This is a genomic window from Mesorhizobium sp. CNPSo 4688 (genome assembly GCF_057784295.1).
Window position 1 is genome coordinate 1 of record NZ_JBWLUY010000007.1, and the last position, 26,795, is coordinate 26,795.

The following is a 26,795-nucleotide window of genomic DNA, read 5'->3' on the forward strand; positions in this document are numbered from 1 at the left end:
CGACCAAAAGTCGGGGGTTTGGGGCGCTCACAGCGTCGTCTCAGCCAAGTGTTGGCGACCACCCGCAGCTAACCCCCGGAAATGTCGGAGCTATTCTGATACGGTTGAAAACCCCGAAAAACGGGGGGACTGGATGGTGGGCCCGGAGGATGTGCCGGAAACGTTGATTTCATTGGCTTTTTCGTGGGCCAAAGTCAGAAGTCTTCCCGTATCGTTCCGTATGGTCCCGCCACGCATTCATCGTCAAAACTTGGCTAGATATGCATTGATGCGCGCCTGCCTTGGGTAACTTCGAAGGTTGTGACAATCCACTTTGGTCTGCTGCGTTTGGTCCAGGTATAGCTGCAGAAACCGTACTTTTTGGATGTTAGTTATCCTCCTGTGAAGGCCTGAACAGCCGCGCCTGCCTCGACTCAACTACCCGAGAGTTTGACTGGCAAGCGCATAGGTCACCGGTCCAGCTGAGCCGCCGACGGCAAAATCGTCGAGGGGCTTGCCCATGGACATAGTAAGCACCGTGTCGAAAACCGGCATTCCGCTGTGCGACAGAAAGGCGGCGAACTCGCCATTGCCCATGTGGGTGTCGATGCGCAGGAATGATCGCGAATGCTCGGCCACGTGCGGCCGCACGATTGCCACGGCGTCGGCGTCGCTTTCCGCCACGACCGGCCCCACGACGTGGCCCCGCCCGAACGGCCGACAGAGCGCGAAAGCGCTCAGCGTATCACCCTTGAAAAGACCATAGCCAACCGAGTGCGTGAAAAGTCTTTCGATGAGCGCCGCCCGCTTCACGCCAAATCCTGCCGCGTCGAGCGCGATTGTCGCGGGAATATCCCTTGCGTCCAAAGTCCGGACATCGCCTCGAATATCTACCGGCCCAGCCATCGTCTGCATCCGGGCGATGCCCTGGCATTGATAAACGGTCTTCTCCGGCTGGAAGTCGAGCGAGAGATAGAGCCGTCTTGCCGCGCGCGTTGCATTAAGGCGCAAATCGTGCCCGGCGACCTTGTCGAAGACCCGCTTCATCAGCCATTGCCCCGCTCCCAGCGTCTGGAGTCGCGGCGAGGTGATGACCATCCCCACGGTGGCGAAATCGGTGCCATGTGCGAACCACATGGCCGAGCCGAGAACCCGACCGATCTCGTCGAGCGCCACGAACCCCTCTCCCGATTCGCGCAGGAATTGCCAATCCTCGGCGCGGTGCGGCCATCCCACGGAGAGCGAGAGTGCGTGCAGCCGGTCCAGGTCGACGCCTTCGATGTCGCCGATACGCATCGAGAAGGTGTCGATTTTCAAGCTTCCGGACGGCTTCAATTCCATGCCCCTGCAAGATTTCCGCACTATCGGGCGACACACCGACGACCGACCCTGCCCCGTAAACGCTAAACGAGCAGACCGGTACGATTTGCTCGAAAGCCGCGTGCTAACGCAAGATTCAACTGAAACACTTTCGCTTTCGGCACGCAATCGCGTCGGACCACGCACATCCTTTGCGGCAATGCTGCAACCAAGGTCGACGGCATCGCTCCCGGCGAACCCCGGACGTTTTGAGGACTAGAATGGACGTCTTCGACATCCTCGACCGTCTCGTCGCCTTCCCATCGGTCGCCGGCAAGCCGAACGGTGACATCACCGACTGGATCGAGGCCTATCTCGCGGGGCTCGGGGCGCAGGTCACGGTGCTGCCGGGGCCGGAAGGCGACCGTTTCAATCTTTTCGCGACGATCGGCCCTGCCGATGTCCCGGGCTACATCCTGTCCGGCCACATGGACGTCGTCCCCGCCGGCGAACCGCAGTGGAGCTCGGCCCCTTTTACGCTGCGCCGGGAGGGCGAGCGGCTCTATGGACGCGGCACCACGGACATGAAAGGGTATCTGGCTGCAGTGCTCGCCGCCGTGCCCACACTGGCGAATCTGCGCCTTGCCAGGCCAATCCATTTCGCCTTCTCCTATGACGAGGAGGTCGGATGCCGCGGCGTGCCGCATTTGATCGCCCGCCTTGCCGAACTTTGCGCCAAGCCGCTCGGCGTCATCGTCGGCGAGCCGAGCGGCTTGCGCGCTGTACGCGGCCACAAGGGCAAGGCGGCCGCCCGCGTGACGATCAACGGGCGCTCCGGCCATTCCTCGCGGCCCGATCTCGGCCTCAACGCCATCCACGCCATGGCCGGTGCGCTGAGCGCGGCCGTGAGCGAAGCCGAGCGGCTGACGAACGGTCCGTTCGACCCTGCCTTCGAGCCGCCCTATTCCTCGCTGCAGGCTGGCGTGATCAAGGGCGGACAGTCGGTCAACATCATTCCCGACAGCTGCACGCTGGAGCTGGAGGCGCGCGCCATTCCGGGCGTCGACCCGGCCAGCCTGCTTGCACCGGTGAGGGCGAAGGCAGAGGCCTGTAGGGCCGACGGCTTTCGGGTCGAATGGACGTCGCTCAGCGCCTATCCGGCGTTGTCGCTGCCACACGACGCGCCGGTGGCGGCGCTGATGCAAGAGCTGACTGGCGAGGTGCCGATCGCCGCCGTCAGCTACGGTACCGAGGCCGGGCTCTACCAGGCCAACGGCTTCGACGCGATCATCTGCGGCCCCGGCGACATCGGCCGCGCCCACAAGCCGGATGAGTACATTCTCACCAGCGAACTCATCGCCTGCCAGCGATTGATCGAGGCGCTGGGCGCCCGCTGCGCGGCTTGAAGGAACCGGAATGACATTCCTGTTCAATTCCGATGCGCGGCGCGGGGCGATCTTCGCCGAAGCCTTCGCCAAAGAACTGCCGGACGTCCCCTTTACCATCGATGCCACAACGGTCGATCCCGCCGCGGTACGCTATCTCATTACCTGGACCGCGCCGGAAGACCTCGCCCGCTACCGGAACCTGGCGATCCTGTTTTCCCTGGGCGCCGGCGTTGACCAGTTTCGCTTCGATGCCGTGCCGGCGAAGGTGAAGATCGTGCGGACGATCGAGGAAGGCATCGTGCGCATGATGCAGGAGTATGTGACGCTTGCCGTGCTCGCCCTGCATCGCAACCTGCCCGCCTATCTGGCCCACCAGCGCGCCGGCCAATGGCGCGACATCGGGCAACTCCAAGCCGGGTCGCGCCGGATCGGCGTGCTCGGCCTTGGGCAACTCGGACACGCCGTCCTCGATCGCCTGAAGCCCTTCGGCTTTCCGCTCGCCGGCTGGAGTCGCTCGCCGCGGCAGATCGAAGGCGTGACCTGTCATCATGGCGAATCTGGACTGGAGGAGATGCTCGTGGCCAGCGACATACTGGTCTGCCTGCTGCCACTGACGGAGGAAACGCGCGGTTTCCTGGATGCCGAGCTGTTCGCGAAGCTGCCCAAGGGCGCGGCGCTCGTCCACACCGGCCGGGGGGCACAGCTCGATCATGAAGCACTTGTCGCCGCGCTCGACAGTGGCCACCTTTCGGCGGCGATGATCGATGTGACCGATCCCGAACCGCTACCCGCGGGTCATCCGTTCTGGCCGCATCCGAAGATCATCCTGACCCCGCATGTCGCGAGCGTCACCCAGCCCGCGACAGCCGCACGGGCCGTCATCGAAAACATCCGACGCCACCGCGCAGGGCTCGACCCCATTGGGCTCGTCGACCGGTCGCGCGGTTATTGAAATCCAACCTGAAAGGCCATCCCTTGTCCCTGCTCAAGACCGTCGACACCAGCCCTACCTTCGCGCCGCGTGAATCCCGGGCGCTGCCCGAACGGCTGATTGCCGGCAAGCCTGCTTTCAAGACCTGGGCGCAGGACGCGGCCAAGGGCGATCTCGTCCATACCGGCGTCTGGGAAGCGACGCCCGGCGAGACGCGCTCGATCAAGGGGGAGACTTTCGAGTTCTGCCATATCCTCACCGGCGTGATTGAAATCACGCCCGATGGCGGCGAGGCGGTGACCTACCGCGCCGGCGACAGCTTCGTGATGAAACCCGGCTTCACCGGTGTCTGGAAGACCATTGAAACGGTGCGCAAGATCTACGTCACGGTAGGGTAATGGCGTGCGAGCGAGGCGCTGGCCCCGCAACAGATTTTGCCGTCCCTCATCGCCAGCACGCAACAATCATCCGCGACCGATCGTCGAACGGTGCATGCTGCGCTCCTGCCCGCGCTAGGCTCCTCCGGAACAACTGAGAGTGGGCGCCCATGGGCCTGAGCTTCGATCCGGATACCGTCTCCCTTCCCATCGGCCATTTCATTGGCGGAGAGCTCATCGCGGCCGAGGGTGCGAGCGATATGCGCCGACCGTCGGATGGCAAGGCATACGCCGCCAGCCCCGTAGCCGACGTCGATATGGTCGACCGTGCGGTGGAGAGCGCCAAGGCGGCGCTGAAGGCCAGCAACTGGGGCGGCGTTCGGCCGCGTGAGCGCACCAGGGCACTCCAGGCCTGGGCCGACCTGATCGAGGCGGAAGCCGAAACGCTGGCAAAAATCGAGGCGTTGTGCTCAACGCGGCCCGTCGGCCAGCTCGTTGCCGGCGACATCGCCGTGACCGCCGAGCAGATCCGCTTCTTTGCCGAGTTCGCCGACAAGGAAGGCAGCGAGCTCGTGCCCACGGACGATGCCACCCTTGGCATGATCATGAGCGAACCTTATGGCGTGGTGGGCGCGATCACGCCCTGGAATTTTCCTATCTCGATGGCCGGCTGGAAACTTGGTCCGGCACTGGCCGCGGGCAATGCGGTGGTGCTGAAGCCGTCGGAAATGACACCTTTCTCGGCCGTCTATATGGCAGAGCTCGCCGTCAGGGCTGGCCTGCCTGCCGGGCTGATCAACGTGGTGCTCGGCGACGGTCCGACGACCGGCACGGCGCTGACCGGTCATCCCGAGATCGCCAAGGTCTCGTTCACCGGCTCGACCCGCGCCGGCTCGGCCATCATGGAGAACGTCGCCCGCGCCGGCGTCAAGCCGATGACGCTGGAACTCGGCGGCAAGAGCCCGCAGATCGTCTTTGCCGATGCGGACCTGGAAAAGGCGGCGACAGCCATCGCCGGGAGCGTCACCTTCAACGCCGGCCAGGCCTGCGTCGCCGGCACGCGCCTGATCGTGGAGAGGAGCGTGGCCGACAGGCTGACGGCCGCCATCCTGGACAAGATGAAGGCGGTGCGGCCCGGCGCGACCTGGAACGAGGCGACGCAGTATTCGCCGATCATCTCGGAACGACAGCGGGCGCGTGTCAATAGCATCGTGCGGGCCTCCATCGCGACCGGCGGCGAGTGCCTGACCGGCGGCGGCGCCATGGACAGCCCCGGCTATTTCTACGAGCCGACACTGATCGCCAATGTCGACCAGGCCAACCCGGCGATCGTCGAGGAAATCTTCGGCCCGGTCCTGACCATCCAGACCTTCGAGACCGAGGAAGAGGCGCTGGCGCTGTCCAGCCATCCGACCTACGGGCTGGCTTCCGGCCTGTTCACCTCCGACCTGTCCCGTACCATCCGCCTGGCACGCAAGCTCGAAGCGGGCACCGTCTGGATCAACCGCTACAGCCGCTCGCGCGACCATATCCTGCCAACCGGCGGCTACAAGCGCTCCGGTATCGGCAAGGATCTCGGCCGCGAGGCCTATCTCGCCAACCGCAGGACCAAGAGCGTCCTGATCAGCCTCTAGAGAGATGCCGATGAAGTCCTATTCGATCGCTTTGATCCCCGGTGACGGCATCGGCCGCGATGTGACCGCCGCCGCCTGGACTGTGCTGGAAACTACGGCCAAGAACTTCGGCTTTGCCTTGACGGGAACTGAGCTCCCCTGGTCCTCCCGCTTCTTCAAGAAGACCGGCCGCATGATGCCGGAGGACGGCATCGAGACCTTGCGCGGCTTCGACGCCATTCTTCTCGGCGCGGTCGGCTGGCCGGCGGAGGTGCCGGATTCGGTCTCGCTGCACGGCCTGCTGCTGCCGATCCGCAAGGCATTCGTGCAATACGCCAACATAAGGCCGCACCGCCTGCTGCCGGGCGTCAAGGGCCCACTGCGGGCCGAGAGTTTCGACATCCTGTGCATCCGCGAGAACACCGAGGGCGAATATTCGGGCGCCGGCGGGCGCGTGCATCAGGGCACTCTGGACGAGGTCGCGGTGGAAACCTCGATCTTCACCCGCGCCGGCGTCGAGCGCATCCTGCGCTTCGGCTTCGAGCAGGCGCGGGCGCGGCGGCACAAGCTCGCCTCGGTCACCAAGTCCAACGCGCAGAAATACTCGATGGTGTTCTGGGACGAGATCACGCGAAAGCTGGCTGCGGATTATCCGGACGTCGACGTCACCAGCTATCACGTCGACGCGCTCGCCGCACGCATGATCATGGCGCCAGAGAGCCTCGACGTGGTCGTCGCCTCCAACCTGTTCGGCGACATCCTGACCGACATCGGCGCAGCGATCCAGGGTGGGCTCGGCTACGCCGCCTCCGCCAACATCAATCCCGACCGCTCGGCGCCATCCATGTTCGAGCCTGTGCACGGTTCCGCGCCCGACATCGCGCATCTGGGCATCGCCAATCCGATCGCCACCATATGGTCCGGCGCCATGATGCTTGACCATCTCGGCGAAGCGGCCGCCGCCGGCCGGGTCATGCAAGCGGTCGAAGCGACAACCGCGCGCGGCATTGGAACCACTCCGGGCAAAGACAGAACGGAGGCCATCACGGCCGCCGTCGTCGCAGCGCTCTCCTGATTGCAAGGTCGTTTTCGATGAAAAACCTGAAAGACAAAAACCTCTTCCGCGAAGCCGGCCTGATCGGCGGCAAATGGATCGCCGCCGACTCCGGTAAGACGGTCGATGTCGTCGATCCGGCGACTCAGTGCGCGATCGGCACGGTGCCCGACATGGCCGGTCCGGAGACCCGGGCGGCCATCGAGGCCGCGGCGTCCGCTTATGCTGGTTGGAAGAAGAAGACCAACGCCGAGCGCGCTGGCCTCCTGGAGGCCTGGCATGGCCTGATGCTGGCGCATCTGGACGACCTCGCGCTGATCCTGACGACGGAACAGGGCAAGCCGCTGGACGAGGCCAGGGGTGAGATCCGTTACGGCGCTTCCTTCGTCAAATGGTTTGCGGAGGAGGCACGCCGCATCAACGGCCATACCATCCCCTCGCCGACGCCGGACCGGCGCATCATCGTGCTGAAGGAACCGGTCGGCGTTTGCGGAATCATCACGCCGTGGAACTTCCCCAATGCGATGATCACCCGCAAGGTCGCGCCGGCGCTGGCCGCCGGCTGCACGGTGGTGATCAAGCCATCCGAGTTCACGCCCTACTCGGCGCTGGCGCTCGGCGTGCTTGCCGAACGCGCGGGCATCCCCGCCGGCGTCATCAACATCGTCACCGGCATGCCGGCCGAGATCGGCAACGAGATCATGGCCAACGAGACCGTTCGCAAGATCTCCTTCACCGGCTCGACGCGGGTCGGTTCGCTGCTGATGCGCGGCGCGGCCGATACCGTCAAACGGCTCAGCCTCGAACTCGGCGGCAACGCGCCCCTCATCGTCTTCGACGACGCCGATCTCGATCTCGCCGTCGAAGGCGCGCTTGTCTCGAAGTTCCGCAATGGCGGGCAGACCTGCGTCTGCGCCAACCGCATCCTCGTCCAGGCCGGTGTCTACGACGCGTTCGCTGCGAAGCTCACTGCTCGAGTCAACGCCATGACGGTCGGGCCCGGCACGCAGCCCGGCGTCGCCATCGGGCCGATGATCAACATGGCGGCGGTCGAGAAGATCAACCGCCACGTCGAGGACGCGCTCGCCAAGGGTGCTTCGATCATCACAACGAGGCCGGCGCTGCCGGAGGGCCCTCAATATGTCGCGCCGCTGGTGCTGAGCGGCGCCACAAAGGACATGCAGCTCGCCGGCGAGGAAACCTTCGGCCCGGTCGCGCCGCTTTTCCGCTTCGAGACGGAAGAGGAGGCGATCACGCTCGCCAACGGCACGCCCTACGGGCTTGCTTCCTACTTCTACACCGAGAACCTGAAACGCGCCTGGCGCGTCGGCGAGGCGCTGGAGTTCGGCATGGTGGGGCTCAACACCGGCTCGGTCTCGATGGAAGTCGCCCCCTTCGGCGGCGTCAAGCAGTCCGGCCTCGGCCGCGAGGGCGCCCAGATCGGCATCGAGGAATATCTCGAGATGAAGAGCTTCCACATGGGCGGGCTCAGCTGAGGCAATTTGGCTGAGAGCCCAAGCGGACCGGATCGAAGCTCACTGGATCCGGTCGAGCGCCTTGTAATAGAGGCCGACCATCGGCAGGAACCAGGGCTTGCCGGAATAGCCGGGAATGGAAGGCCACTCGAGCCCCTTCATCGGATTGCGGTCTTCGCGGCCGAGCATGGCATCAGCCAGGATCATGCCGAGATGCGTGGAAAGCTGCGCGCCGTGGCCGGAATAGCCCATCGCGTACCAGACACCGTCATGGTAGCCGGCACGCGGAAAACGGTCCTTGGTCATGTCGACCAGCCCACCCCAGCAATAGTCGATCTCGACCTTGGCGAGTTGCGGGAAGATCGCCGCGAGGCCCGCCTGCAATATCTGTCCGCTCTTCGAATCCGAGCGCTGGTCCGATGTCGCCGAGAAGCGCGCGCGACCGCCGAAGATCAGGCGCCTGTCCGGTGAAAGCCGGAAGTAGTTGCCGATATTCATCGAGGTCACGCATGTCCGGTTGCCGGGCATGGTCGCGGCGATCTCGGCGTCGCTCAACGGCCGCGTGGCGATGATGAAGCTGCCGACGGAGATAATCCTGCGGCGAAAATAGCCGAAATTCGGCGTGGTATAGGCGCCTGTCGCTACCAGCACATTGTCGGCGCTGATATGGCCGCGGGAGGTCGTCAGCTCATGCCTGCCACCGATCTGCTTGCGGTCGGTCACCGCCGCATTCTCGTGGATGATGGCGCCGTGGCGGGCGGCGGCTGTCGCAAGGCCTGCCACATAGCGGCCCATATGCATCATCGCGCTCTTCTTCGACAGCATCGCGCCGTGAAAGGGCGAGCCGATCTCGGACTTGAGATCGGCCGCAGACAGCAGCGCGGTATCCGGATCCACTTCGGCATGGAGGGCTTCGAAGTTGCGGGCGATCGCTTCGAAATGCTGCGGCTTGGAGGCGAGCTTCAGCTTGCCGGCGCGGCGGAAGTTGCAGTCGATGCCTTCCTCTGCGACCAGCGCCTCAATGGTGTCGACGGAGTCGTCCAGCGCCCGGTAGAGCGCGATCGCGCGTTCCTTGCCGAGTTCCGCCTTGGCAGAGAGGTAGCTGTGAGCGAGGCCGTTGTTCAGGTGCCCGCCATTGCGGCCGGATGCGCCCCAGCCCACCCGCTCCGCCTCAAGCACCGCCACCTTCGCGCCGGCCTTCGCCAGTTGGCGCGCCGCGGCGAGACCGGTGAAGCCGCCACCGACGATGACGGCATCATAGTGCCCCTCGACCGGGCCTTGCGCTTCGCCGGAAAAGACAGGGGCGGTATCGTGCCAATAGGAGATCAGTTTCATCGACGATCCGCCTATTTCAAAGCCCGACCACTCCTGGAAGACCGGAAATGTCTGATATCTCGACATAGCCATAGTAAGGGTTTGCCGGTTCGTGGCCGCGATTGACCCAGACCTTGTTCCTGATGCCGAGATCGTGTGCCGACATCAGGTCGTAGCGGAACGAGGACGAGCAGTGAAGAATATCTTCCGGGCCGCAGCCCAGCATGTCGAGCATGTATTCGAACCCCTTGAACCGGGGCTTGTAGGCTTGCGCTTGCTCAGCCGTGTAGACAGCATGGAACGGCGCGCCGAGCTTCTCGACATTGGACATGATCTGCGCGTTCATGGCGTTGGACAAAATGACCAGCGGAATTTCCTTGGCGACCTTCGCCAGGCCGGCCGGAACGTCCGCGTGAGGCCCCCAGGTCGGGACACGCTCGTAGACCATCGTGGCATCGTCGGGGCTGAAGGCGACGCCGTTGCGCTTGCAGGAGCGCTCGAGCGCGTTGTGGACGACCTCGGCATAGGGCTTCCAGTCGCCCATGATCTCGTCGAGCCGATAGGCGGCGAAGTTCTTGATGAACTCCTGCATACGCGGTTCGTCGAGCCGGCTGCCGTAAAGGTCTCGCGCCGCTTCCGCCATCTGGAAATTGGTCAACGTGCCGTAGCAGTCGAAGGTGATATATTTGGGCCTGAAAGAAGCCATGTCCGTCGATCTCCAGTGGAAGCACATTCGCGTTGGGATGCATTCCATCATAGGACGGCAGTTTGCGACCCACCTGACCGAAATGGCCCTCCCGAAAGCAGAAAGTTCCGTATCCGCCGTCCGGTTTGGCACGCTGTAGCATCTTGACGGCCAATGAGAGTGCCTTTCGCGACCTAAGGCGCACTCATCGCGGAGGGCGCCAGCACAAGATGCGGCGCACCCCTTGTGCTACGGCGAAAGATACTGCCCAAGCCAAGACCTTCAGACGATCTGCGACGCGCCGATGGCCGAGACTGGCGTCAGACGGAAGGGATGCCTCATGCAGCAGAGCGAGATCCAACTCCAAGCGTTCGGGCCGGACCATATCCAGGGCGCAGTGGCGCTTTCTCGCCAGGAGAATTGGCCGCATCGCCCGCAGGACTGGCAGATGGCGCTGCAGCTCTCGAGCGGCGCGGTCGCGCTCGACGACCAGGGCCGTGTCACCGGAACCATCCTGGTGACACCCTATGGCGCGGACTGCGCCATGATCAACATGGTCATCGTCGACAGGAACGTGCGGGGCAAGGGGCTCGGGCGCCGGCTCATGGATCAGGCGATCGCCCTTGCCGGCGACCGTCCGCTGCGGCTCGTCGCGACGACTGACGGCATGCCTCTCTATGAGAAGCTCGGCTTTGTGCCCTCCGGCACGATCCGGCAGCATCAAGGTACGGTTGCAGCGCTCGGCGCGCCCGATGGGGTGGAAGCAGCAGGCGCCGGCGATCTACCTGACATCAAGACGCTGGACCGCGACGCCTACGGCGCCGACCGGGAAGCCTTGATCGATACGCTGGCCGAACGCGGCCAATTCGCCGTTATCCGCCGCAACGGCACCATCGAGGCCTATGCCGCGATCCGCCCGTTCGGACGCGGTGAGGTGATCGGACCGGTCATCGCGGAATGCGCTGACACCGCGAAGGCCCTGATTGGCTTCTTCGCCGCGAACCGCCCCGGCGCCTTTCTGCGCGTGGATACCGACAGCAGGACCGGCATTGCCGGTTGGCTCGAGGAAATCGGCCTCGCCCATGTCGGCGGCGGCGTGGCCATGGACCGCCCACCCAAGAACGGCGCGGAGACCAGGCCAAAAGTTTACGCCCTCGCCAACCAGGCGCTCGGCTAGGAGGACAACAATGCTCGCGAATTCCCTGATCGAACTCGACCGCGCCCACCTCATCCATCCGGTCTCATCATACCGCGGCCATGAGGCGCTCGGCGTGCGCGTCTTGAAATCGGCGAAGGGCGCGACCGTGACCGATGCGTCCGGCAAGCAACTCGTTGACGGTTTTGCGGGGCTGTGGTGCGTCAACGCCGGTTACGGCCACGACAGCATCGTCGAGGCTGCGGCCCGGCAGATGCGCGAGCTCCCCTACGCCACTGCCTATTTCGACCTCGGCTCGGAGCCGGCCATCCGCCTCGCCTCGGAGCTGGCTGAGCGCGCGCCCGGGGATCTCAATCACGTCTATTTCACGCTCGGCGGGTCGGACGCGGTCGACAGCACGATCCGTTTCGTCCGCTACTACTGGAATGCCAGGGGCGAACCGAAACGCGACCAGTTCATTTCCATCGAACTGGGTTATCACGGGTCGTCGGTGGTCGGCGCTGGCCTGACCGCATTGCCCGCCTTTCACGCCGGTTTTGGCATTCCCTTCGAATGGCAGCACAGGATCCCCTCCCCCTATCCCTATCGCAACCCGGTGGGCGAGGACGCGAGCGCGATCATCGCCGCATCGCTCGCTGCGCTGAAGGCCAAGATCGAGGAGATTGGACCGGAGCGGGTCGCTGCCTTCTATGCCGAGCCGATCCAGGGCTCGGGCGGTGTCATTGTCCCGCCGAAGGGCTGGATCAAGGCGGTGCGCGAACTTTGCCGAGAGTACGGCATCCTGTTTATCGCCGACGAGGTGATCACCGGCTTCGGCCGCACGGGACCTCTGTTCGCCTGCACGGAGGAGGACATCGTTCCCGACTTCATGACGACCGCGAAGGGGCTGACTTCCGGCTATGTTCCTATGGGCGCCGTGTTCATGGCCGATCATGTCTATAACGTCATCGCCGACGGCGCGGGCGCTTCGGCGGTCGGCCACGGCTACACCTATTCCGCCCATCCCGTCAGCGCCGCCGTCGCGCTCGAGGTGTTGAAGCTCTATGAAGGCGGCCTGCTGGAGAATGGCATCAAGGCCGGCGCTCGCCTGATGGCGGGATTGGAAGGCCTGAGCGATCACCCGCTCGTCGGCGATGTTCGCGGTCGCGGGATGCTTGCCGCGATCGAACTTGTGGTCGACAAAAGGAAGAAGACACCGCTTCCCGCATCGGCCATGCCGGCGCGGCGCGTCTTCGACAGGGCGTGGGACAATGGCCTGATCATCCGTGCCTTTGCCAACGGGGTTATCGGCTACGCTCCCCCGCTCTGCTGCACCGACGACGACATCGATGCGATCATCGAGCGCACGCGCCGGACACTCGACCAGACGCTGGACGATGCCGATGTCCGCCAGGCCCTGGCATGACGGGCGACGAATACCGCGTGTTTCGAAATAGCGCCGGGGCAGACGATTTCGCAATTTTGTGCCGCAGCCCAGCGCCTTTTCGGCGAATCCAGCGCGGGGGAAGTGCCAGACTGCTTATTAGACAAGGCCAGAAGCCCCGAACTTCCGGGTTTTTGAAAAGGCCGATGGCCCGGACAGCACGGAATTTTGTTCTGTTCAGCACCATGCAATTCGGCCGCGCGCAGAGGAGAGCCAGTCTTGGCCAGGGGCTTTAGCGAATTCAAATACATGACCTTCGACGTCGTCGGCACGCTGATTGACTTCGAAGGTGGCATCACGACCTGCCTGGCCGGGATTGCCGCCGACGCTGGCGTTTCCGTCGATGGCGAAGCCGCGCTGGCCCTGTATCGGCAGGCCCGCTACATGCCCGATGCGGGTCTGTTCCCCGACGATCTCGTACGTGTCTACATGGTCATCGCGCCGCAACTCGGCCTGCCGGTCGAGGATAAATACGGCGTCCGCTTACGCGACTCCGCCAGCGCTTGGCAAGGTTTCGCCGACAGCGCGGCGGCATTGGCCCAGCTTGCGCAATCGCACAAGCTGATTGCCATGACCAATGCCCGGCGTTGGGCTCTCGACCATTTCGAGAAGCAGCTCGGATCGCCCTTCTTCGCCACCTTCACCGCCGACGATACCGGAACGGAGAAACCGGATCCGGCGTTCTTCCGGAAGGTCTTTGATTTCGTTGCCTCCCGGGGTGACAGCAAGGACGACATCCTGCACGTCGCGCAGAGCCAGTATCACGATATCGGCATATCCCGGGCGCTTGGCTTGACCAACTGCTGGATCGAGCGCCGGCACGCCCAGAAGGGCTATGGCGGCACGATCGAGCCGGAGCGCTTCACCGCGCCGGACTACCACTTCACCTCAATGGCCGCATTGGCGGCGGCCGTGCGGGAAAGCCTGAAGGAACGAACCTGAGCCCAAACCCGGAAAGCCGCGACAAGACGGGCATCCTGACCACATAAACAGAAAGGGGAATAACATGACCGACAAGATCACGAACTGGACCAGCGCAGACGATGCCATGGTCGAAAACGCCATCCGCCGGGGCGCAAGCCGCCGCGAACTTCTCAAGATGCTGTTGGCCGGCGGCGCCGCGGTTGCCGCGGGCAGCCTGGTGCTCGGCCGCGCCACGCAAGCCGTCGCCGCTGAGCCGGTTTCCGGCGGAACTTTCAAGGCCGCCGGCTGGTCGTCATCGACCGCCGACACGCTTGATCCGGCAAAGGCGTCGCTCTCCACCGACTATGTCCGCTGCTGCTCGCTCTACAACCGCCTGACTTTCCTCGACAAGGATGGCGTCACGCAGATGGAGCTGGCTGAAAGCTTCGACAGCAAGGACGCCAAGACCTGGACGGTGAAGCTGCGCAAGGGCGTCACCTTCCACGACGGCAAGGACCTCACGGCCGACGACGTCGTCTTCTCGCTGAAGCGCCATCTCGACAAAGCGGTCGGCTCCAAGGTCGCCAAGATCGCCGCACAGATGACTGGCTTCAAGGCGGTCGACAAGTCGACCGTCGAAATCACGCTCGCCGACCCGAATGCCGACCTGCCGACCATCCTGGCGCTGCACCATTTCATGATCGTCCAGGACGGCACCACGGACTTCTCCAAGGGCAATGGCACCGGCGCCTTCGTGCTGCAAACGTTCGAACCGGGCGTGCGTTCGGTGGTCACCAAGAACAAGAACTACTGGAAGTCGGGCAAGCCCTATCTCGACTCCTTCGAGTTCATCGCCATCAGCGACGACAGCGCCCGCGTCAACGCCCTGCTTTCCGGCGACATCAATTTTGCGGCCTCGATCAATCCGCGTGCGATGAAGCTCATCGGCGGCCAGCAGGGCTTCGAATTGTCGAAGACGACTTCGGGCAACTACACCGACCTCAACATCCGGCTCGACATGGATCCAGGCAGCAAGGCCGACTTCGTGGCGGGCATGAAGTATCTCGTCAACCGCGAGCAGATCGTCAAATCGGCTTTGCGCGGCCTCGGCGAAATCGGCAACGACCAGCCCGTCTCGCCGGCGAATATCTTCCACAATCCCGACGTCAAGCCGAAGGCTTTCGACCCGGACAAGGCGAAGTTCCACTTCCAGAAGGCAGGCCTGCTCGGCCAATCCATCCCGGTGATCGCTTCCGACGCGGCGACCTCGTCGATCGACATGGCGGTGATCATCCAGGCCGCCGGCGCGGATATCGGCATGAAGCTCGACGTCCAGCGCGTCCCGGCCGACGGCTACTGGGACAATTACTGGCTGAAGGCGCCAATCCATTTCGGCAACATCAATCCGCGCCCGACGCCGGACATCCTGTTCTCGCTCCTCTACGCTTCCAACGCGCCGTGGAACGAAAGCCAGTACAAGTCCGAGAAGTTCGACAAGATGCTCATCGAGGCCCGCGGCTCGCTCGATCAGACCAAGCGCAAGGAGATCTACGGCCAGATGCAGGCTATGGTCTCCGAGGAAGCCGGCACCATCATCCCGGCCTACATTTCCAACGTCGACGCCCTCTCCAGCAAGGTGAAGGGTTTGGAAGCGAACCCGCTCGGTGGCATGATGGGCTATGCAATGGCGGAATATCTCTGGCTCGAAGCCTGAGAGAAGCCAGCCGGGGGCCGGTCAGCCAGCCCCCGGCACTTCATTGCGCAAGATTGTTTGGCCTACGCAACCGCGGGGAGCGCTTCCATGACGTCTGGGGTTCTCAACCTCGTGCTGAAGCGGCTGGGGATCGCGGCCGTCACGCTTTTGATCGTGCTGTTCGCTGTGTTCTTCGCCACCAGCATGCTGCCTGGCGATACCGCGTCGATCCTGCTCGGCCAGGCGGCGACTCCGGAAGCGGTCGCCGGCCTGCGCGAGGCCATGCATCTCAACGATCCGGCAATCCTGCGCTTCCTGCTCTGGCTTCTTGGCCTGCTCCACGGCGACCTCGGCACCTCCTATGCCAACGAGATGCCGGTCGCGACACTGATCGGCGGACGCCTGGTCAACACCATGAAACTCGCGGGCATCACCACGCTGCTCTCGGTGCCATTGGCGCTGACGCTCGGCATCACCGCCGCGATGTTGCGCGGCTCCGTCTATGACCGCACCGTCACCATCCTGTCGATCGGCGTCATCTCCGTGCCGGAATTCATGGTCGCGACCCTCGCGGTCCTGCTCTTCGCCGTTTATCTCAAATGGCTGCCGGCGCTGTCCTCGGTCAACGAGGCGCATACGCTGACCGACCTCGTGCGCATCTATGCAATGCCGGTGATCACGCTCACCTTCGTCATCTCCGCTCAGATGATCCGCATGACCCGCGCTGCGGTGATCGAAACGCTCTCTACGCCTTATGTCGAGATGGCGCTTCTGAAAGGCGCCTCGCGCGGCCGCATGGTGCTGAGACACGCCCTTCCCAACGCGCTCGGGCCGATCGTCAACGCGATCGCGCTCTCGCTGTCCTATCTGGTCGGCGGCGTCATCATCGTCGAGACGATCTTCAACTATCCCGGCATCGCCAAGCTGATGGTCGATGCCGTCGCCACCCGTGACCTGCCGCTTATCCAGAGTTGCGCGATGATCTTCTGCCTCGGCTACCTCTTCCTCATCACCGCCGCCGACATCGTCGCCATCATGTCCAACCCGAGGCTCAGATGACGATAGCGCGCGCGACAACCTCTCAACGGTCCTTCCTGGGCCACAGCTACAGCCTCGTCGGCGTCGTGGCCGCGCTGGTCATCGTGGCGTGGACGCTCGTCGCGATCCTGGCGCCCTACGCCATTCCCCATTCGATCGGCGACATTGTCGACGACGACTATTTCGGCCCGATGCGCCAGGGACTGTGGCTCGGCTCGGACTATCTTGGGCGCGATATGCTCTCGCGGGTTCTGATGGGCGCCCGCTACACCGTCGGCATATCGCTCGCCGCCGTCTCCATCGCCTGCTTTTCAGGTGTCGTGCTGGGGATGATCGCGGCCGTGACCGGTGGCTGGCTCGACACCTGCCTCAGCCGCTTCCTGGACGCCATGAACTCCATCCCCAGCAAGCTGTTCGGCCTTGTGGTCGTCGCTGCGGTAGGCTCGTCGATCCCTGTGCTGATCCTGACGCTGGCCGTCATCTATATCCCCGGCGCCTACCGCTTCGCGCGCGCGCTCGCCGTTAACATCAACACCATGGACTTCATCACCGTCGCGCGTGTCCGTGGCGAGAGCACCGCCTACCTTATCGGCTCCGAGATCCTGCCCAACATCATCCGCCCAGTGCTGGCCGACTTCGGCCTGCGCTTCGTTTTCATCGTGCTGTTGCTCTCCGGCCTGTCCTTCCTGGGGCTCGGCCTCCAGCCACCGCTCGCCGACTGGGGCGCGCTGGTGCGCGAGAACATCGGCGGCCTGCCCTTCGCGGCCCCCGCCGTCATCGTGCCGTCGCTGGCAATCGCCAGCCTCACCATCAGCGTCAACCTGCTGATCGACAACCTGCCGCAGAAGATCAGGGACCGGGACGCATGAGCAATCTCGTCGAGGTCAGGAACCTGAGGATCGAGGCCAAGACCGACTCCGGACGGCTTGTCGAAATCATCAAGGGCGTCAGCTTCGACATCGCCGACGGCGAGATCGTTGCCCTGATCGGCGAGAGCGGCTCCGGCAAGACGACGGTAGCGCTCTCGCTCATGGGCTATGCGAGGCCCGGCTGCAGGATCGTCGGCGGCGAGATCAACGTCAACGGAAAGAACATGGCTGCCCTTTCCGAAAAGGAACGCGCCAGGCTGCGCGGCACCGACATTGCCTATGTTCCGCAAAGTGCCGCCGCCTCGTTCAACCCCTCCTCCACGATCATGGAGCAGGTCATCGAGGTCACGCGCATCCACCAGCTTATGCCACCCGAGCAAGCGCGCCAGCGCGCGGTCGAGCTGTTCAAGGCCTTGTCGTTGCCGGACCCGGAAGGGATCGGCGCCCGTTATCCGCACCAGGTTTCGGGCGGGCAGTTGCAGCGGCTGGCGGCGGCCATGGCGCTCATCGGCGATCCCAAGCTGATGATCTTCGACGAGCCGACGACAGCACTCGACGTGACGACGCAGATCGACGTGCTGAAGGCATTCAAGTCGGTCATGCGGGCGGGCGGGATAGCGGGTGTCTATGTTTCCCACGACCTCGCGGTCGTCGCCCAGATCGCCGACCGCATCGTGGTGCTGAAAGGCGGCGAAGTGCAGGAGACCGGCACCACGGCGGAAATCCTTTCGGCCGCCCAGCACCCCTACACGCGCGAACTGCTGGCCGCCTTCGAACCGAAGCCGCGGCAAGCACATGCAGACGCGGATACCGGGACGAAACAGCTGCTGCGTATCGACAATGTGACGGCTGGCTATGGCGCGGTGCGGGATGACGGACTGCCACTTATCCGCGCCGTCGATTCCGTCAGCCTCGTTGTCGAGAAAGGGCGCAATCTCGGCGTCATCGGCGAATCCGGCTGCGGAAAATCGACGCTGGCGCGCGTCATCGCCGGCATCCATCCGGCGGCTGCCGGTGACATCGTCTTCGACGGTGAGGAACTGCAGCGCGCCGCCAGGAAACGCAGCCAGGACCAGCTGCGCGAGATGCAGATCGTGTTCCAGTATGCCGATACCGCGCTCAATCCGGCCAAGCCCGTGGAGGACATCATCTCTCGCCCGCTGGCCTTCTATCATCGGCTCGACAGGCAGGCGCGCTCGAAGCGCGTCGACGAACTGCTCGACATGGTGCGCCTGCCCAAGACGCTGCGCTATCGTCATCCATCGGAGCTCTCGGGCGGCCAGAAGCAGCGCGTGAACTTCGCGCGCGCGCTGGCGGCCGACCCCAAGCTCATCATCTGCGACGAAATCACCTCGGCGCTCGACACGGTGGTGGCGTCCGCGGTGATCGAGCTGCTCAAGGAACTGCAGCGCGAGCTAGGCCTCTCCTACATCTTCATCAGCCACGACCTCTCCGTCGTAGAGGCCATCTGCGACGAGATCATGGTCATGTACAATGGCGAGCGGGTGGAGCAGATCACGCCCGACAAGCTGACGGCGCCGACCCACCCCTATTCCAAGCTTCTGTTCTCCTCGGTGCCGAAGCTCGACCCGACCTGGCTCGACGGCCTCGTCCGCGACCCCGAACTCGTCATCCAGTACGGCCACCGATAGAGCGGGTCGCCATTCACGGAAACCGCGAACCGCTCTATCTCTTTCCTTCTTGGCGCAATTCCCAAGGGAAAGCGTTGCCCGCTTTTCGCGGGAAAACCGCTTCACACTTTTCCTGGAATTACTCTGACTACATCGGAAACAGGCTGGGCAGCGGCATGTGCGCCTTGACGATGGGGGATTTCAGCACGACGAAGCTGAAATACTTGTCGATGCCGATATCCATGTCGGTCAGCCGCTCCATGATCGTCTGATACTCACTAATGCCGGAGGTCACGAATTTCATCAAATAGTCGTAGCCGCCCGACACAAGATGGCATTCGATGACCTGCTCGATCTTCTCCACGACAGCGAGAAAGCGGGCGAAATCAATCTGCCGGTGGTTCTTCAAGGTGATTTCGGTGAAAACGGTCAGCGTCTGGCCAAGCTTGCCGATATTGATCTGCGCGGAATAGCCTTCGATGTAGCCTTCCGACTGGAGCTTCTTGACCCGCATCAGGCACGGGCTCGGCGACAGATGCACCAGATCAGCCAGTTCCACATTGGTGATGCGGCCGTTCTTCTGCAATTCGTGCAGAATTTTGATGTCGATCCGATCCAGTTTCACGGCCGTCTCCGAAGATCGCATGCCGCAGCACAAAATGCTGCCGTATCAACAGCCATCGACACTACCACAGCCGGCCGGCCTGTCCATCCAAGCCGACACCACTTTGAAACGCAGCGACTTCCGATTTCAATCGAGCTGCCGGAATAAAATTCTGCCTCGGCCTCAACTGCAGCAGCGGCTGCCTGCGCAACGCGTTAGATTGGCGTATCGAGGCAGAGAGACCATGCGCGCGCAGCTGCAGCAAATCGAGACATCTGGCGAACCGCCACAGTCCGCGGACGCGGTGGTGATCGGCGGTGGCATCGTCGGCGTCTTTGCGGCCTACTACCTGGCCAGACGCGGCATGAAGGTCGCGCTTGTCGAAAAGGGGCGCATCGGCGCCGAACAATCCTCCAGAAACTGGGGATGGTGCCGCCAACAGAACCGCGACGCCCGCGAGCTGCCGATGGCAACCCGAAGCCTCGATCTGTGGAACAGCTTCGCAGCGGAAACCGGCGAGGACACCGGCTTTCGCCGCTGTGGCCTGCTCTATCTCAGTGATGACGAGGCGGAACTGGCCGGCTGGGCGCGCTGGCGTGACTTCGCCAGGACGGCCGGCGTCACCACGCACATGCTCGACGGCGCCAAGGCCAGCGAGCGAGGTCGCGCCACCGGCCGGACCTGGAAAGGCGGCGTCTTCTCGCCGACCGACGGCACCGCCGATCCGTCGCGGGCCGCGCCCGCTGTCGCCCGCGGCATCCTCAGGCTCGGCGGTTCCGTGCACCAGAATTGCGCCGCGCGCGGTATCGAGACCGAGGGTGGCCGCCTGAGTGGCGTGGTGACCGAAAACGGAACGATCCGGACGAAGCTGGCCGTCCTGGCCGGCGGCGCCTGGGCCTCCTCCTTCTGCCGGCAGTTCGGCTTCCGCTTTCCGCAGGCGTCGATCCGTTCCTCCATCCTGTCCGTCTCGCCGGGCGCGGAGGGCCTTCCGGATGCGCTGCACACGGCAAGGATCTCGGCCACGCGTCGCAGCGATGGTGGCTACACGCTCGCCATAAGCGGTCGCGGCCGCGTGGACGTTACGCCGCAGCAGCTGCGCTTCTCGTCGCAGTTCCTGCCGATGTTCCTGAAGCGGTGGCGAAGCCTCGCGCCCGGCGGCCTTCAGGGCATGTGCTCGGGCCACGAAACGCTACGGCGCTGGCGGCTTGACCAGCCGACGCCGATGGAGCGGATGCGTATCCTCGATCCGGTCCCGGATCGCGCGACCATTCGGCTTACCCACGCCCGAGCGCTCGAGTTGCTGCCGGCACTGCGCCAGACCAGGATCAATGCGGCCTGGGCCGGCTACATCGACAGCACGCCGGACGGCGTGCCCGCCATTGGCGAGATCCACAGCGTTCCGGGCTTCTTCCTGGCTGCCGGATTTTCGGGACACGGCTTCGGCATCGGGCCCGGCGCCGGGTATCTCGTCGCCGATCTGGTGACTGGAGCGGAGCCGATCGTTGATCCGACATCCTATGATCCCCGGCGCTTCGATGCTTCGGCCTGGGGAAAGGTTGCCGATTTCTAGGATGCGATCGTCATCCATCCACAGCCTCAGCCTTCCCGCAGAAAGGCGCCGATAGGCGCCGGCCGGACAGGCGCCTGCCCACGAAACCGGCCGACAGCGTCGGGCATGCAGCCGGCTTGCGCCGCAACGAGCTCGACGGCAGCCAACTGGCAATAGCGCCCCTGGCATCGCCCCATGCCGACGCGTGACAGCGATTTCGCCCTGTTGGCTTCGCCGCCGGCAAAATCCACACTCTGGCGTACGTCTGTGGCTGTCACGTTCTCGCAGCGGCAAACGACCGCGTCGTCGGGGAGCGCCTGCACCGTCGCGGCCGGCCAGGGAAAGGCCCGAGCCAGGCCGCGGGCAAAGCGCTCGAGCCGCGCGAGCTTGCGCAGATCGGCACTTGCGGAGGCCATCGGATGTCCGAGATCGGCAAGGCATGCCGCCGCCGCGACACGCCCAGCGATCTCCGCCCCGTCCGCTCCGATGAGACGAACCCCATCGCCCGCAAGATAGACGTCGTTGCCGGCGCGACCCATCTTGTCGGTCTTTGGCAGCCATTGCCGCCACTCTTCGTCATAGCTGAAGGCGCATCCTGCGAGGTCGGCCAGATGCGTTTCCGCCCGCAGGTGCCAGCCCATGCCGATCATGTCGCATGGACTGAGGCGCTGCCTTCCGCCGGCGTCGCGCCAGTGCATCGTGGTGACGCCCTTTTCGTCAGCCTCGATCCGTTCGAGCGTCACGCCCGCGTGGTAGCGGCTGCCGAGCCTTGCTCGCAGGGCCAGGCCGCGCAGCGCAACCAATGGCCGGGCAGCAAGTCCCCAGGCCCCTCGCATCTGCTGTTGCCAAGGAGAAGTGTCAAGCACCGCCGCCACATCCGCTCCAGCCTTGATGAGCTGAGTGCCGACCAGCGTCAGTAAAGGCCCCGATCCGACGAGCACGATGCGTCGCCCGAGCGCGACGCCCTGCGCCTTCAGCGCGATCTGCGCTGCGCCAAGGCTGTAGACGCCGGCGCTCTGCCAGCCAGGCACTGGAGCGACACGGTCGGACGCGCCGGTGGCAAGGATCAGGCGATCATAGAAGACCACCTGCACGCCACCCTCCCCCAGCACGTGCAGTCGCCCGTCCTGCACGGCGATGACCGAGCTCGTTGCGCAATGGGTGAGCCGCCCCTCTGCTGCCAGCCGGTCGAAGAGCGAATGCAGCGCATCCGCCTTTGCCGCCTCCGATCCGTAGAGCTGCTTCGCGGTACGGGTGAACCCGGCTGGCGGGCGCCTATAGATCTGCCCACCCGCGCGCTGCCCCTCGTCGATCACCACCGGATGGAGTCCCGCCTCGACCAGCGTCGCGGCCGCCCTTATGCCGGCCGGACCGGCGCCCACGATCACGATCCGCGGCGACGAGGTCTCGCTCACGGCCAGCTCTCCGGTGGCGTCGTGCGCAACCGCATACCTTCCGTGACAAGTGACGAGCACGCCCACATGCGCGGTCCCTCGTCCTGCCATACCCAGCAATCCTGGCAGGCTCCCATCAGGCAAAAGCCGGCGCGCGGTTCGGGCCCGAACTCGGATTTTCGCAACGCGTGTCCTGATGCCAGCATGGCGGTCAGCACGGTGTCGCCCGCAAGGGCGCCGCGCATCTGACCGTCGAGAAAGAAATGCACCACTGCGCGGTCGCGCTCGGCCAGCCGGACGATGCGGCCGGGGGTGATCATTCCGCTGCCTCTCGCACGGTGCGAGGACGGGGCAGTTCGGGGAACCGTTCGCAGACTGCATCGAACGCCGCCTGGACGCCTTCCGGTCCCGAGCGCCCTTTCATGCGACGGAATATCTCCGTCTTGGCGAAAAACCGCCAGTGGATCGGCAAGTCCCGCAGTATGGCGGTCAGCAGGTCATAGGCCGCCGGCGTCCATTGCGCTTCGTAGCCATCGCGCTCCGGACCGAAATGAAAATGGCCGGCGGCTGGTCCCTGCCGCGCGCGCAGTCTTTCCGTCGCCTGCACGTCGACCTCGCCGTCACGGATGACGACCCCATAGTCGCGCTCGGCAGCCGTTAGCGTGACATAGCCACGCCGCACATCCTGCGCGACGCGCCAGGGCTCGCGCTCACGCGGATCGCCGCGCCCGCCGCCTCCGGCGGAGCGGATATCGAGCACGTCACCAGGCTGCAGCACCGCCGTGTCGATGTTGCCCAGCCGCCGCTCGTGCTCGGTCCCCGGATTGACGACCATGTCAGACAGGCCGGCCGCCTTGCCGCCCAGCACGCCCCAGGGACGAAAGAAGCTGCGGTCGCGGTTGCGCGCCGTGATCCGGGAGTCTGGCGCAAAGACACGGAAGGCCATCTCGGTCGCCAGGCCGCCGCGCCAGCGCCCTGCACCGCCACTGTCCCGGGCGAGCCCGTATTTCACGAATTCGACCGGGGTCTCGGTCTCGGTGATCTCGATCGGCGTGTTCTTGAGATAGGCGGCATCGGCGCCCGATCCGTTGGTTCCGTCGCGATGCGGCATCGCGCCACCGCCGCCCACCACGGGATTCACCGCCGTGATGACAGTCTTGCTGGTCCGCTCGTCCGTGGTCATGACATTGACGATGCAGTTGTTGCCGGCAGGTGCTGCGGGCAGGCGCTCCGGCACGGCTTGCGAGAAGGCGCCGAAGATGACCGACCGCAGCCGGGCGCAGGTGAGCGAGCGCATGCCGACTGCGGCGGGATGAACCGGATTCAACACCGACCCCGTGGGTGCGATGCAGGTGAACGGCCGGGTGAGGCCTGTGTTGAGCAGGATCTTCGGGTTCAGCGTATAGAGCACGTAGTAGACACCCACCAAAAGCATGGTGTGGCGCGGATCGCCGCCCGAAGGCACGTTGAGAGAGGAACCGAGCTGTGGATCGGAGCCGGTGAAGTCGAGCACCGCCTCGTCGCCCCTGATCGTCAGCGTCAGCTTCAGCCGGCATGGATTGGCCTCGACCGAATCCTCGTCAGCATAGTCGGCGAATTCCCACGTGCCGTCGGGCATCGAGCGCAGCACGTCGCGCGCCTGCGCCTCCGCATGGTCGAGAAGCGCGGAAACACCTTCGATGAAGCCGGCCTTGCCGAACTTCCTCACCATCGCCTGGATCTTGCGCTCGCCGGTGTTGAGCGCGCCGACCAGCGCCTTGATGTCGCCGATGTTGAGGTCGGGCTTGCGCACATTGGTGCTCATGATCCGCAGTATCGTCTCATCAAAGACGCCCTCGTTCACCAACTTCATCGGCGGAAAGCGGATGCCTTCCTGATGGATTTCGGTCAGCGCCCGGCTAAGCGAAGCCGGCACCGCGCCACCCATGTCGGTGTTGTGGATATGCCCTCCGGTCCAGGCGACGATCTCGCCATCGACGAAGACCGGCTTCCACAGATGCGTGTCGGGTGCGTGCGTGGCGACGTAGCCGGAATAGGGATCGTTGGTGAAGGCAACGTCGCCCGGCCGGTAGTCGTCGACCATTGCAATCGCGCGGTGATACGAAAGCCCCGGATACCAGGTGGCGCCGAGGTCCATCGGCACGGCGAAGGTCGCGCCTAAACGGTCCATCAGCATCACCGTAAAATCCTGCGTCTCCTTGACGAAGGCCGAGTGCGCAGTGCGGTGCAGCGTGTGGGCCATGTTCTCGGCCGCCGCGCGGGCATGGTTCGCCAGAACCTGCAGATTTGTCCGGTCAAACATGGCATCACTCCGGGAAGGTCAGCAAAAGGTTGAGGTGACGGTCGACCCGTGCCTGTGCTCCAGCGGGAATTGCGAAGGTGGTGTCTTCCTGCACGACCACCGCAGGCCCGTGGAACGTGCTGCCCGGCACCAGGGCCTGCCGGTCGTGGAGGTCGACGGTCTCGACGCCAGCGCCCGTATAGACCGGGAGCCGGCGCGCCGGAACGGCGGCGGCACGGATCTCGTCTGTCTCCGGGAAGGAGAGCTTCGGCCCCGCGCCTACGGCGGATAGCCGGACATTCACAAGTTCGATCTCGCCGTCCGGGTCGTGGAAATCGTAGAGCTGCTGATGGGTGAGATGGAAGGCCTGCGCGATGGCGGCCGCATTGCCGTCCGTCAGCCATTCCGGTGAAAGGACGACCTCGATCTCATAACTCTGTCCGACATAGCGCATGTCGCAGGACAGATTGAGCTCCGCCTCCCCGTCATGACGTTGCGCCGCGAGCCAGTCGCGGCCCTCACGTGCCAGGGCCTCGAAGGCCTCGCGAATTCCGGCAAGCGACATGCTCGACAGCGGGCTGAAGATGGTGCGGATGAAGTCCCCGCGTAGATCCGCCACCAACCCGCCCAGCGCCGACACCACGCCGGGACGGCGGGGCGCCATGACGCGCTTCATCCCGAGTTCGCAGGCCAGGAAGGCGCCGAGCATCGGGCCGCCGCCGCCGAAAGGCATCAGCGTGAAATCGCGCAAGTCGACGCCGGCGCGCGAGGCGAGTTTCTCGACCTCGACGAACATCTCCGACACCGCAATGTCGAGGATCGCCTGCGCAGTCTGCTCGACCGGTCGGTCGAGCCGGGCGGCAAGGTCGCCGACCGCGCGATGCGCCAGTCCGGTATCGATCCTGAGCTGGCCGTAGGCCATCTCGCTGTGACCGAGCCATCCGCACACCACCATGGCGTCCGTCACCGTCGCCCGCTCGCCGCCGCGGCCGTAGCATGCCGGTCCCGGCGTCGAGCCGGCCGATTCCGGTCCAACGCGCAATACGCCCTGCGCGTCGACGCTGGCGATCGAGCCGCCGCCGACGCCGATCGAACTGACCGACACGGAGGGGATATGGAGCGGGAACTCGCCGATCAGCTCGCCGGTGCCGAACTGCGCCTCGCCGCCGATGATGAGCGCGAAGTCGGCCGAGGTGCCGCCGATGTCGAGGGTAAGAACCTTGTCCTCGCCGGCCTGGCGCGCCAGCCACGAGGCGCCGATGACGCCGGAGGCCGTTCCCGACAAAAGCATGTTCACGCAGGCGCGCTTGCCCTCGGCGGCGTTCATCAGCCCACCGTTCGATTTCGTCAGCATGGGGCGGGCCGGTACGCCGCGGTCCTTCAGCCGCTCTTCCAGCGCCGTCAGATAGCCCGAGACGCGCGGATGGACATAGCCATTGAGAATGGCGGTCGAGCTGCGCTCATATTCGCGGATGACCGGCCACACCTCGGCCGAGGAGAACACGAAGAGGTCGGGGGCGAGACGCGCGATCATCGCCTTGACGGAGGCTTCCTGCGCGCCGTTGCGCCAGGCATGGAGGAAGGACACGATAATCCCTTGCGCCCCGTTCGCCTTCGCCACTGCCACCGCTCTCTCGACCGCCGCCATGTCCGGCGCTTGGGATTCGCTGCCATCGGCACGCATGCGGACCGGAATGCCGAACACCATGTCGCGCGAGATCAGCGGGTCCGGCCGCGCGCAGAACAGCGAATACATGTCCGGCATGCGCAGCCGCGCGAGTTCGATGACGTCCTCGAAGCCGGCATTGGTGAACAGCGCCAGCGGCGCGCCCTTGCGCTGGATGATGGTGTTGATGCCGACGGTCGTGCCATGCACGAAGCGCGTCATAAGGGTGGGATCGAAGCCTTCGCGTTCGGCCAGAAGCGAAAGGCCCGTCATCAGCTCGGCGCCCGGATCCTCCGGCGTCGTCAGCACTTTCAGCGAGGCGACGCGGCCGGAGCGGGCTTCGAGCGCGCAGAAATCGATGAATGTCCCGCCGATGTCGACGCCGACCTTCCAATCGGCTCCGTTCTGCGCCTCATTCGGCTCGATGGCACCATCCATGATGCGTCCCTTCCTGTCTGCCGCCTAAAAACTGG

22 protein-coding genes are annotated in these 26,795 nt (G+C 64.6%); 14 read left to right on the forward strand and 8 right to left on the reverse strand.

Annotated features, from left to right (window positions below; all coding sequences use genetic code 11):
* Window positions 1-417 precede the first annotated feature (417 nt).
* Window positions 418-1,320, reverse strand: a complete 903-nt coding sequence (locus tag AC04SH_RS14090) for a GNAT family N-acetyltransferase (protein ID WP_488575478.1) — start codon at window positions 1,318-1,320, stop codon at window positions 418-420.
* A gap of 239 nt (window positions 1,321-1,559) precedes the next feature.
* On the opposite strand from AC04SH_RS14090, the gene argE reads away from it, so the two are divergent.
* The 6 genes from argE to AC04SH_RS14120 all read left to right on the forward strand — a co-directional run bounded on the left by argE (window position 1,560) and on the right by AC04SH_RS14120 (window position 8,137).
* Window positions 1,560-2,684, forward strand: coding sequence for an acetylornithine deacetylase (gene argE, locus AC04SH_RS14095; protein WP_488575479.1), 1,125 nt, complete (start codon window positions 1,560-1,562; stop codon window positions 2,682-2,684).
* Between the two features lie 10 nt (window positions 2,685-2,694).
* Window positions 2,695-3,618, forward strand: a complete 924-nt coding sequence (locus AC04SH_RS14100) for a 2-hydroxyacid dehydrogenase (RefSeq protein WP_488575480.1) — start codon at window positions 2,695-2,697, stop codon at window positions 3,616-3,618.
* Between the two features lie 23 nt (window positions 3,619-3,641).
* A complete protein-coding gene (locus AC04SH_RS14105; protein ID WP_477231841.1) occupies window positions 3,642-3,995 on the forward strand; it encodes a cupin domain-containing protein in 354 nt (117 codons plus the stop codon).
* Window positions 3,996-4,144: 149 nt separating this feature from the next.
* A complete protein-coding gene (locus AC04SH_RS14110) occupies window positions 4,145-5,608 on the forward strand; it encodes an aldehyde dehydrogenase family protein (protein WP_488575481.1) in 1,464 nt (487 codons plus the stop codon).
* Window positions 5,609-5,618: 10 nt separating this feature from the next.
* The gene (locus tag AC04SH_RS14115; RefSeq protein ID WP_488575482.1) at window positions 5,619-6,662 is read left to right on the forward strand and encodes a tartrate dehydrogenase; all 1,044 of its coding nucleotides are present in this window, start codon (window positions 5,619-5,621) and stop codon (window positions 6,660-6,662) included.
* Between the two features lie 17 nt (window positions 6,663-6,679).
* Window positions 6,680-8,137, forward strand: a complete 1,458-nt coding sequence (locus AC04SH_RS14120) for an NAD-dependent succinate-semialdehyde dehydrogenase (RefSeq protein WP_488575483.1) — start codon at window positions 6,680-6,682, stop codon at window positions 8,135-8,137.
* A gap of 39 nt (window positions 8,138-8,176) precedes the next feature.
* On the opposite strand, the gene AC04SH_RS14125 is transcribed toward AC04SH_RS14120, so the two are convergent.
* Together AC04SH_RS14125 and AC04SH_RS14130 are read right to left on the reverse strand one after the other, a co-directional pair.
* The gene (locus tag AC04SH_RS14125; RefSeq protein ID WP_488575484.1) at window positions 8,177-9,451 is read right to left on the reverse strand and encodes an NAD(P)/FAD-dependent oxidoreductase; all 1,275 of its coding nucleotides are present in this window, start codon (window positions 9,449-9,451) and stop codon (window positions 8,177-8,179) included.
* A gap of 16 nt (window positions 9,452-9,467) precedes the next feature.
* Window positions 9,468-10,136 carry a haloacid dehalogenase type II gene (locus AC04SH_RS14130; protein WP_488575485.1) on the reverse strand — a complete coding sequence of 223 codons (669 nt, stop codon included), beginning with the start codon at window positions 10,134-10,136 and terminating at the stop codon, window positions 9,468-9,470.
* Between the two features lie 319 nt (window positions 10,137-10,455).
* Here AC04SH_RS14130 and AC04SH_RS14135 point away from each other — a divergent pair, with 319 nt between their 5' ends.
* From AC04SH_RS14135 to AC04SH_RS14165, 7 genes are all read left to right on the forward strand, one after another.
* Complete coding sequence (locus tag AC04SH_RS14135; protein ID WP_488575486.1) at window positions 10,456-11,292, forward strand: GNAT family N-acetyltransferase; 837 nt, start codon at window positions 10,456-10,458, stop codon at window positions 11,290-11,292.
* A gap of 10 nt (window positions 11,293-11,302) precedes the next feature.
* Window positions 11,303-12,676, forward strand: a complete 1,374-nt coding sequence (locus AC04SH_RS14140; RefSeq protein WP_477231848.1) for an aspartate aminotransferase family protein — start codon at window positions 11,303-11,305, stop codon at window positions 12,674-12,676.
* A 267-nt stretch (window positions 12,677-12,943) separates the two neighbouring features.
* Entirely contained in the window at window positions 12,944-13,636 is a 693-nt protein-coding gene (locus tag AC04SH_RS14145; protein ID WP_488575487.1) for an HAD-IA family hydrolase, read from the forward strand.
* A gap of 64 nt (window positions 13,637-13,700) precedes the next feature.
* Window positions 13,701-15,311 (forward strand): ABC transporter substrate-binding protein, encoded by a 1,611-nt coding sequence (locus AC04SH_RS14150; protein WP_477231850.1) that lies wholly within the window; start codon window positions 13,701-13,703, stop codon window positions 15,309-15,311.
* An 87-nt stretch (window positions 15,312-15,398) separates the two neighbouring features.
* Window positions 15,399-16,349, forward strand: a complete 951-nt coding sequence (locus tag AC04SH_RS14155) for an ABC transporter permease (protein ID WP_488575488.1) — start codon at window positions 15,399-15,401, stop codon at window positions 16,347-16,349.
* A complete protein-coding gene (locus AC04SH_RS14160; protein ID WP_488575489.1) occupies window positions 16,346-17,197 on the forward strand; it encodes an ABC transporter permease in 852 nt (283 codons plus the stop codon). The genes AC04SH_RS14155 and AC04SH_RS14160 overlap by 4 nt, the downstream gene beginning before the upstream one ends.
* Window positions 17,194-18,849 (forward strand): ABC transporter ATP-binding protein, encoded by a 1,656-nt coding sequence (locus tag AC04SH_RS14165; RefSeq protein ID WP_488575490.1) that lies wholly within the window; start codon window positions 17,194-17,196, stop codon window positions 18,847-18,849. The genes AC04SH_RS14160 and AC04SH_RS14165 overlap by 4 nt, the downstream gene beginning before the upstream one ends.
* A 127-nt stretch (window positions 18,850-18,976) precedes the next feature.
* On the opposite strand, the gene AC04SH_RS14170 is transcribed toward AC04SH_RS14165, so the two are convergent.
* Window positions 18,977-19,453: an Lrp/AsnC family transcriptional regulator gene (locus tag AC04SH_RS14170; RefSeq protein ID WP_192259777.1), complete on the reverse strand. Its 477-nt coding sequence runs from the start codon at window positions 19,451-19,453 to the stop codon at window positions 18,977-18,979.
* 223 nt (window positions 19,454-19,676) lie between these two features.
* Here AC04SH_RS14170 and AC04SH_RS14175 point away from each other — a divergent pair, with 223 nt between their 5' ends.
* Window positions 19,677-21,002, forward strand: coding sequence for an NAD(P)/FAD-dependent oxidoreductase (locus tag AC04SH_RS14175; RefSeq protein ID WP_488575491.1), 1,326 nt, complete (start codon window positions 19,677-19,679; stop codon window positions 21,000-21,002).
* A gap of 26 nt (window positions 21,003-21,028) precedes the next feature.
* Here the strand turns inward: AC04SH_RS14175 and AC04SH_RS14180 are convergent, their stop codons facing one another.
* The 4 genes from AC04SH_RS14180 to AC04SH_RS14195 are packed head-to-tail and all read right to left on the reverse strand — an operon-like array spanning window position 21,029 to window position 26,760.
* On the reverse strand, window positions 21,029-22,396 hold the full coding sequence (locus tag AC04SH_RS14180) for an FAD/NAD(P)-dependent oxidoreductase (RefSeq protein ID WP_488575492.1): 1,368 nt from the start codon (window positions 22,394-22,396) through the stop codon (window positions 21,029-21,031).
* Window positions 22,393-22,695: a (2Fe-2S)-binding protein gene (locus AC04SH_RS14185; protein WP_477231856.1), complete on the reverse strand. Its 303-nt coding sequence runs from the start codon at window positions 22,693-22,695 to the stop codon at window positions 22,393-22,395. The genes AC04SH_RS14180 and AC04SH_RS14185 overlap by 4 nt, the downstream gene beginning before the upstream one ends.
* Window positions 22,692-24,677: a hydantoinase B/oxoprolinase family protein gene (locus tag AC04SH_RS14190; protein ID WP_488575493.1), complete on the reverse strand. Its 1,986-nt coding sequence runs from the start codon at window positions 24,675-24,677 to the stop codon at window positions 22,692-22,694. Before AC04SH_RS14190 ends, AC04SH_RS14185 begins: the two co-directional genes overlap by 4 nt.
* A 4-nt stretch (window positions 24,678-24,681) precedes the next feature.
* Window positions 24,682-26,760, reverse strand: a complete 2,079-nt coding sequence (locus AC04SH_RS14195; protein WP_488575494.1) for a hydantoinase/oxoprolinase family protein — start codon at window positions 26,758-26,760, stop codon at window positions 24,682-24,684.
* Window positions 26,761-26,795 lie beyond the last annotated feature (35 nt).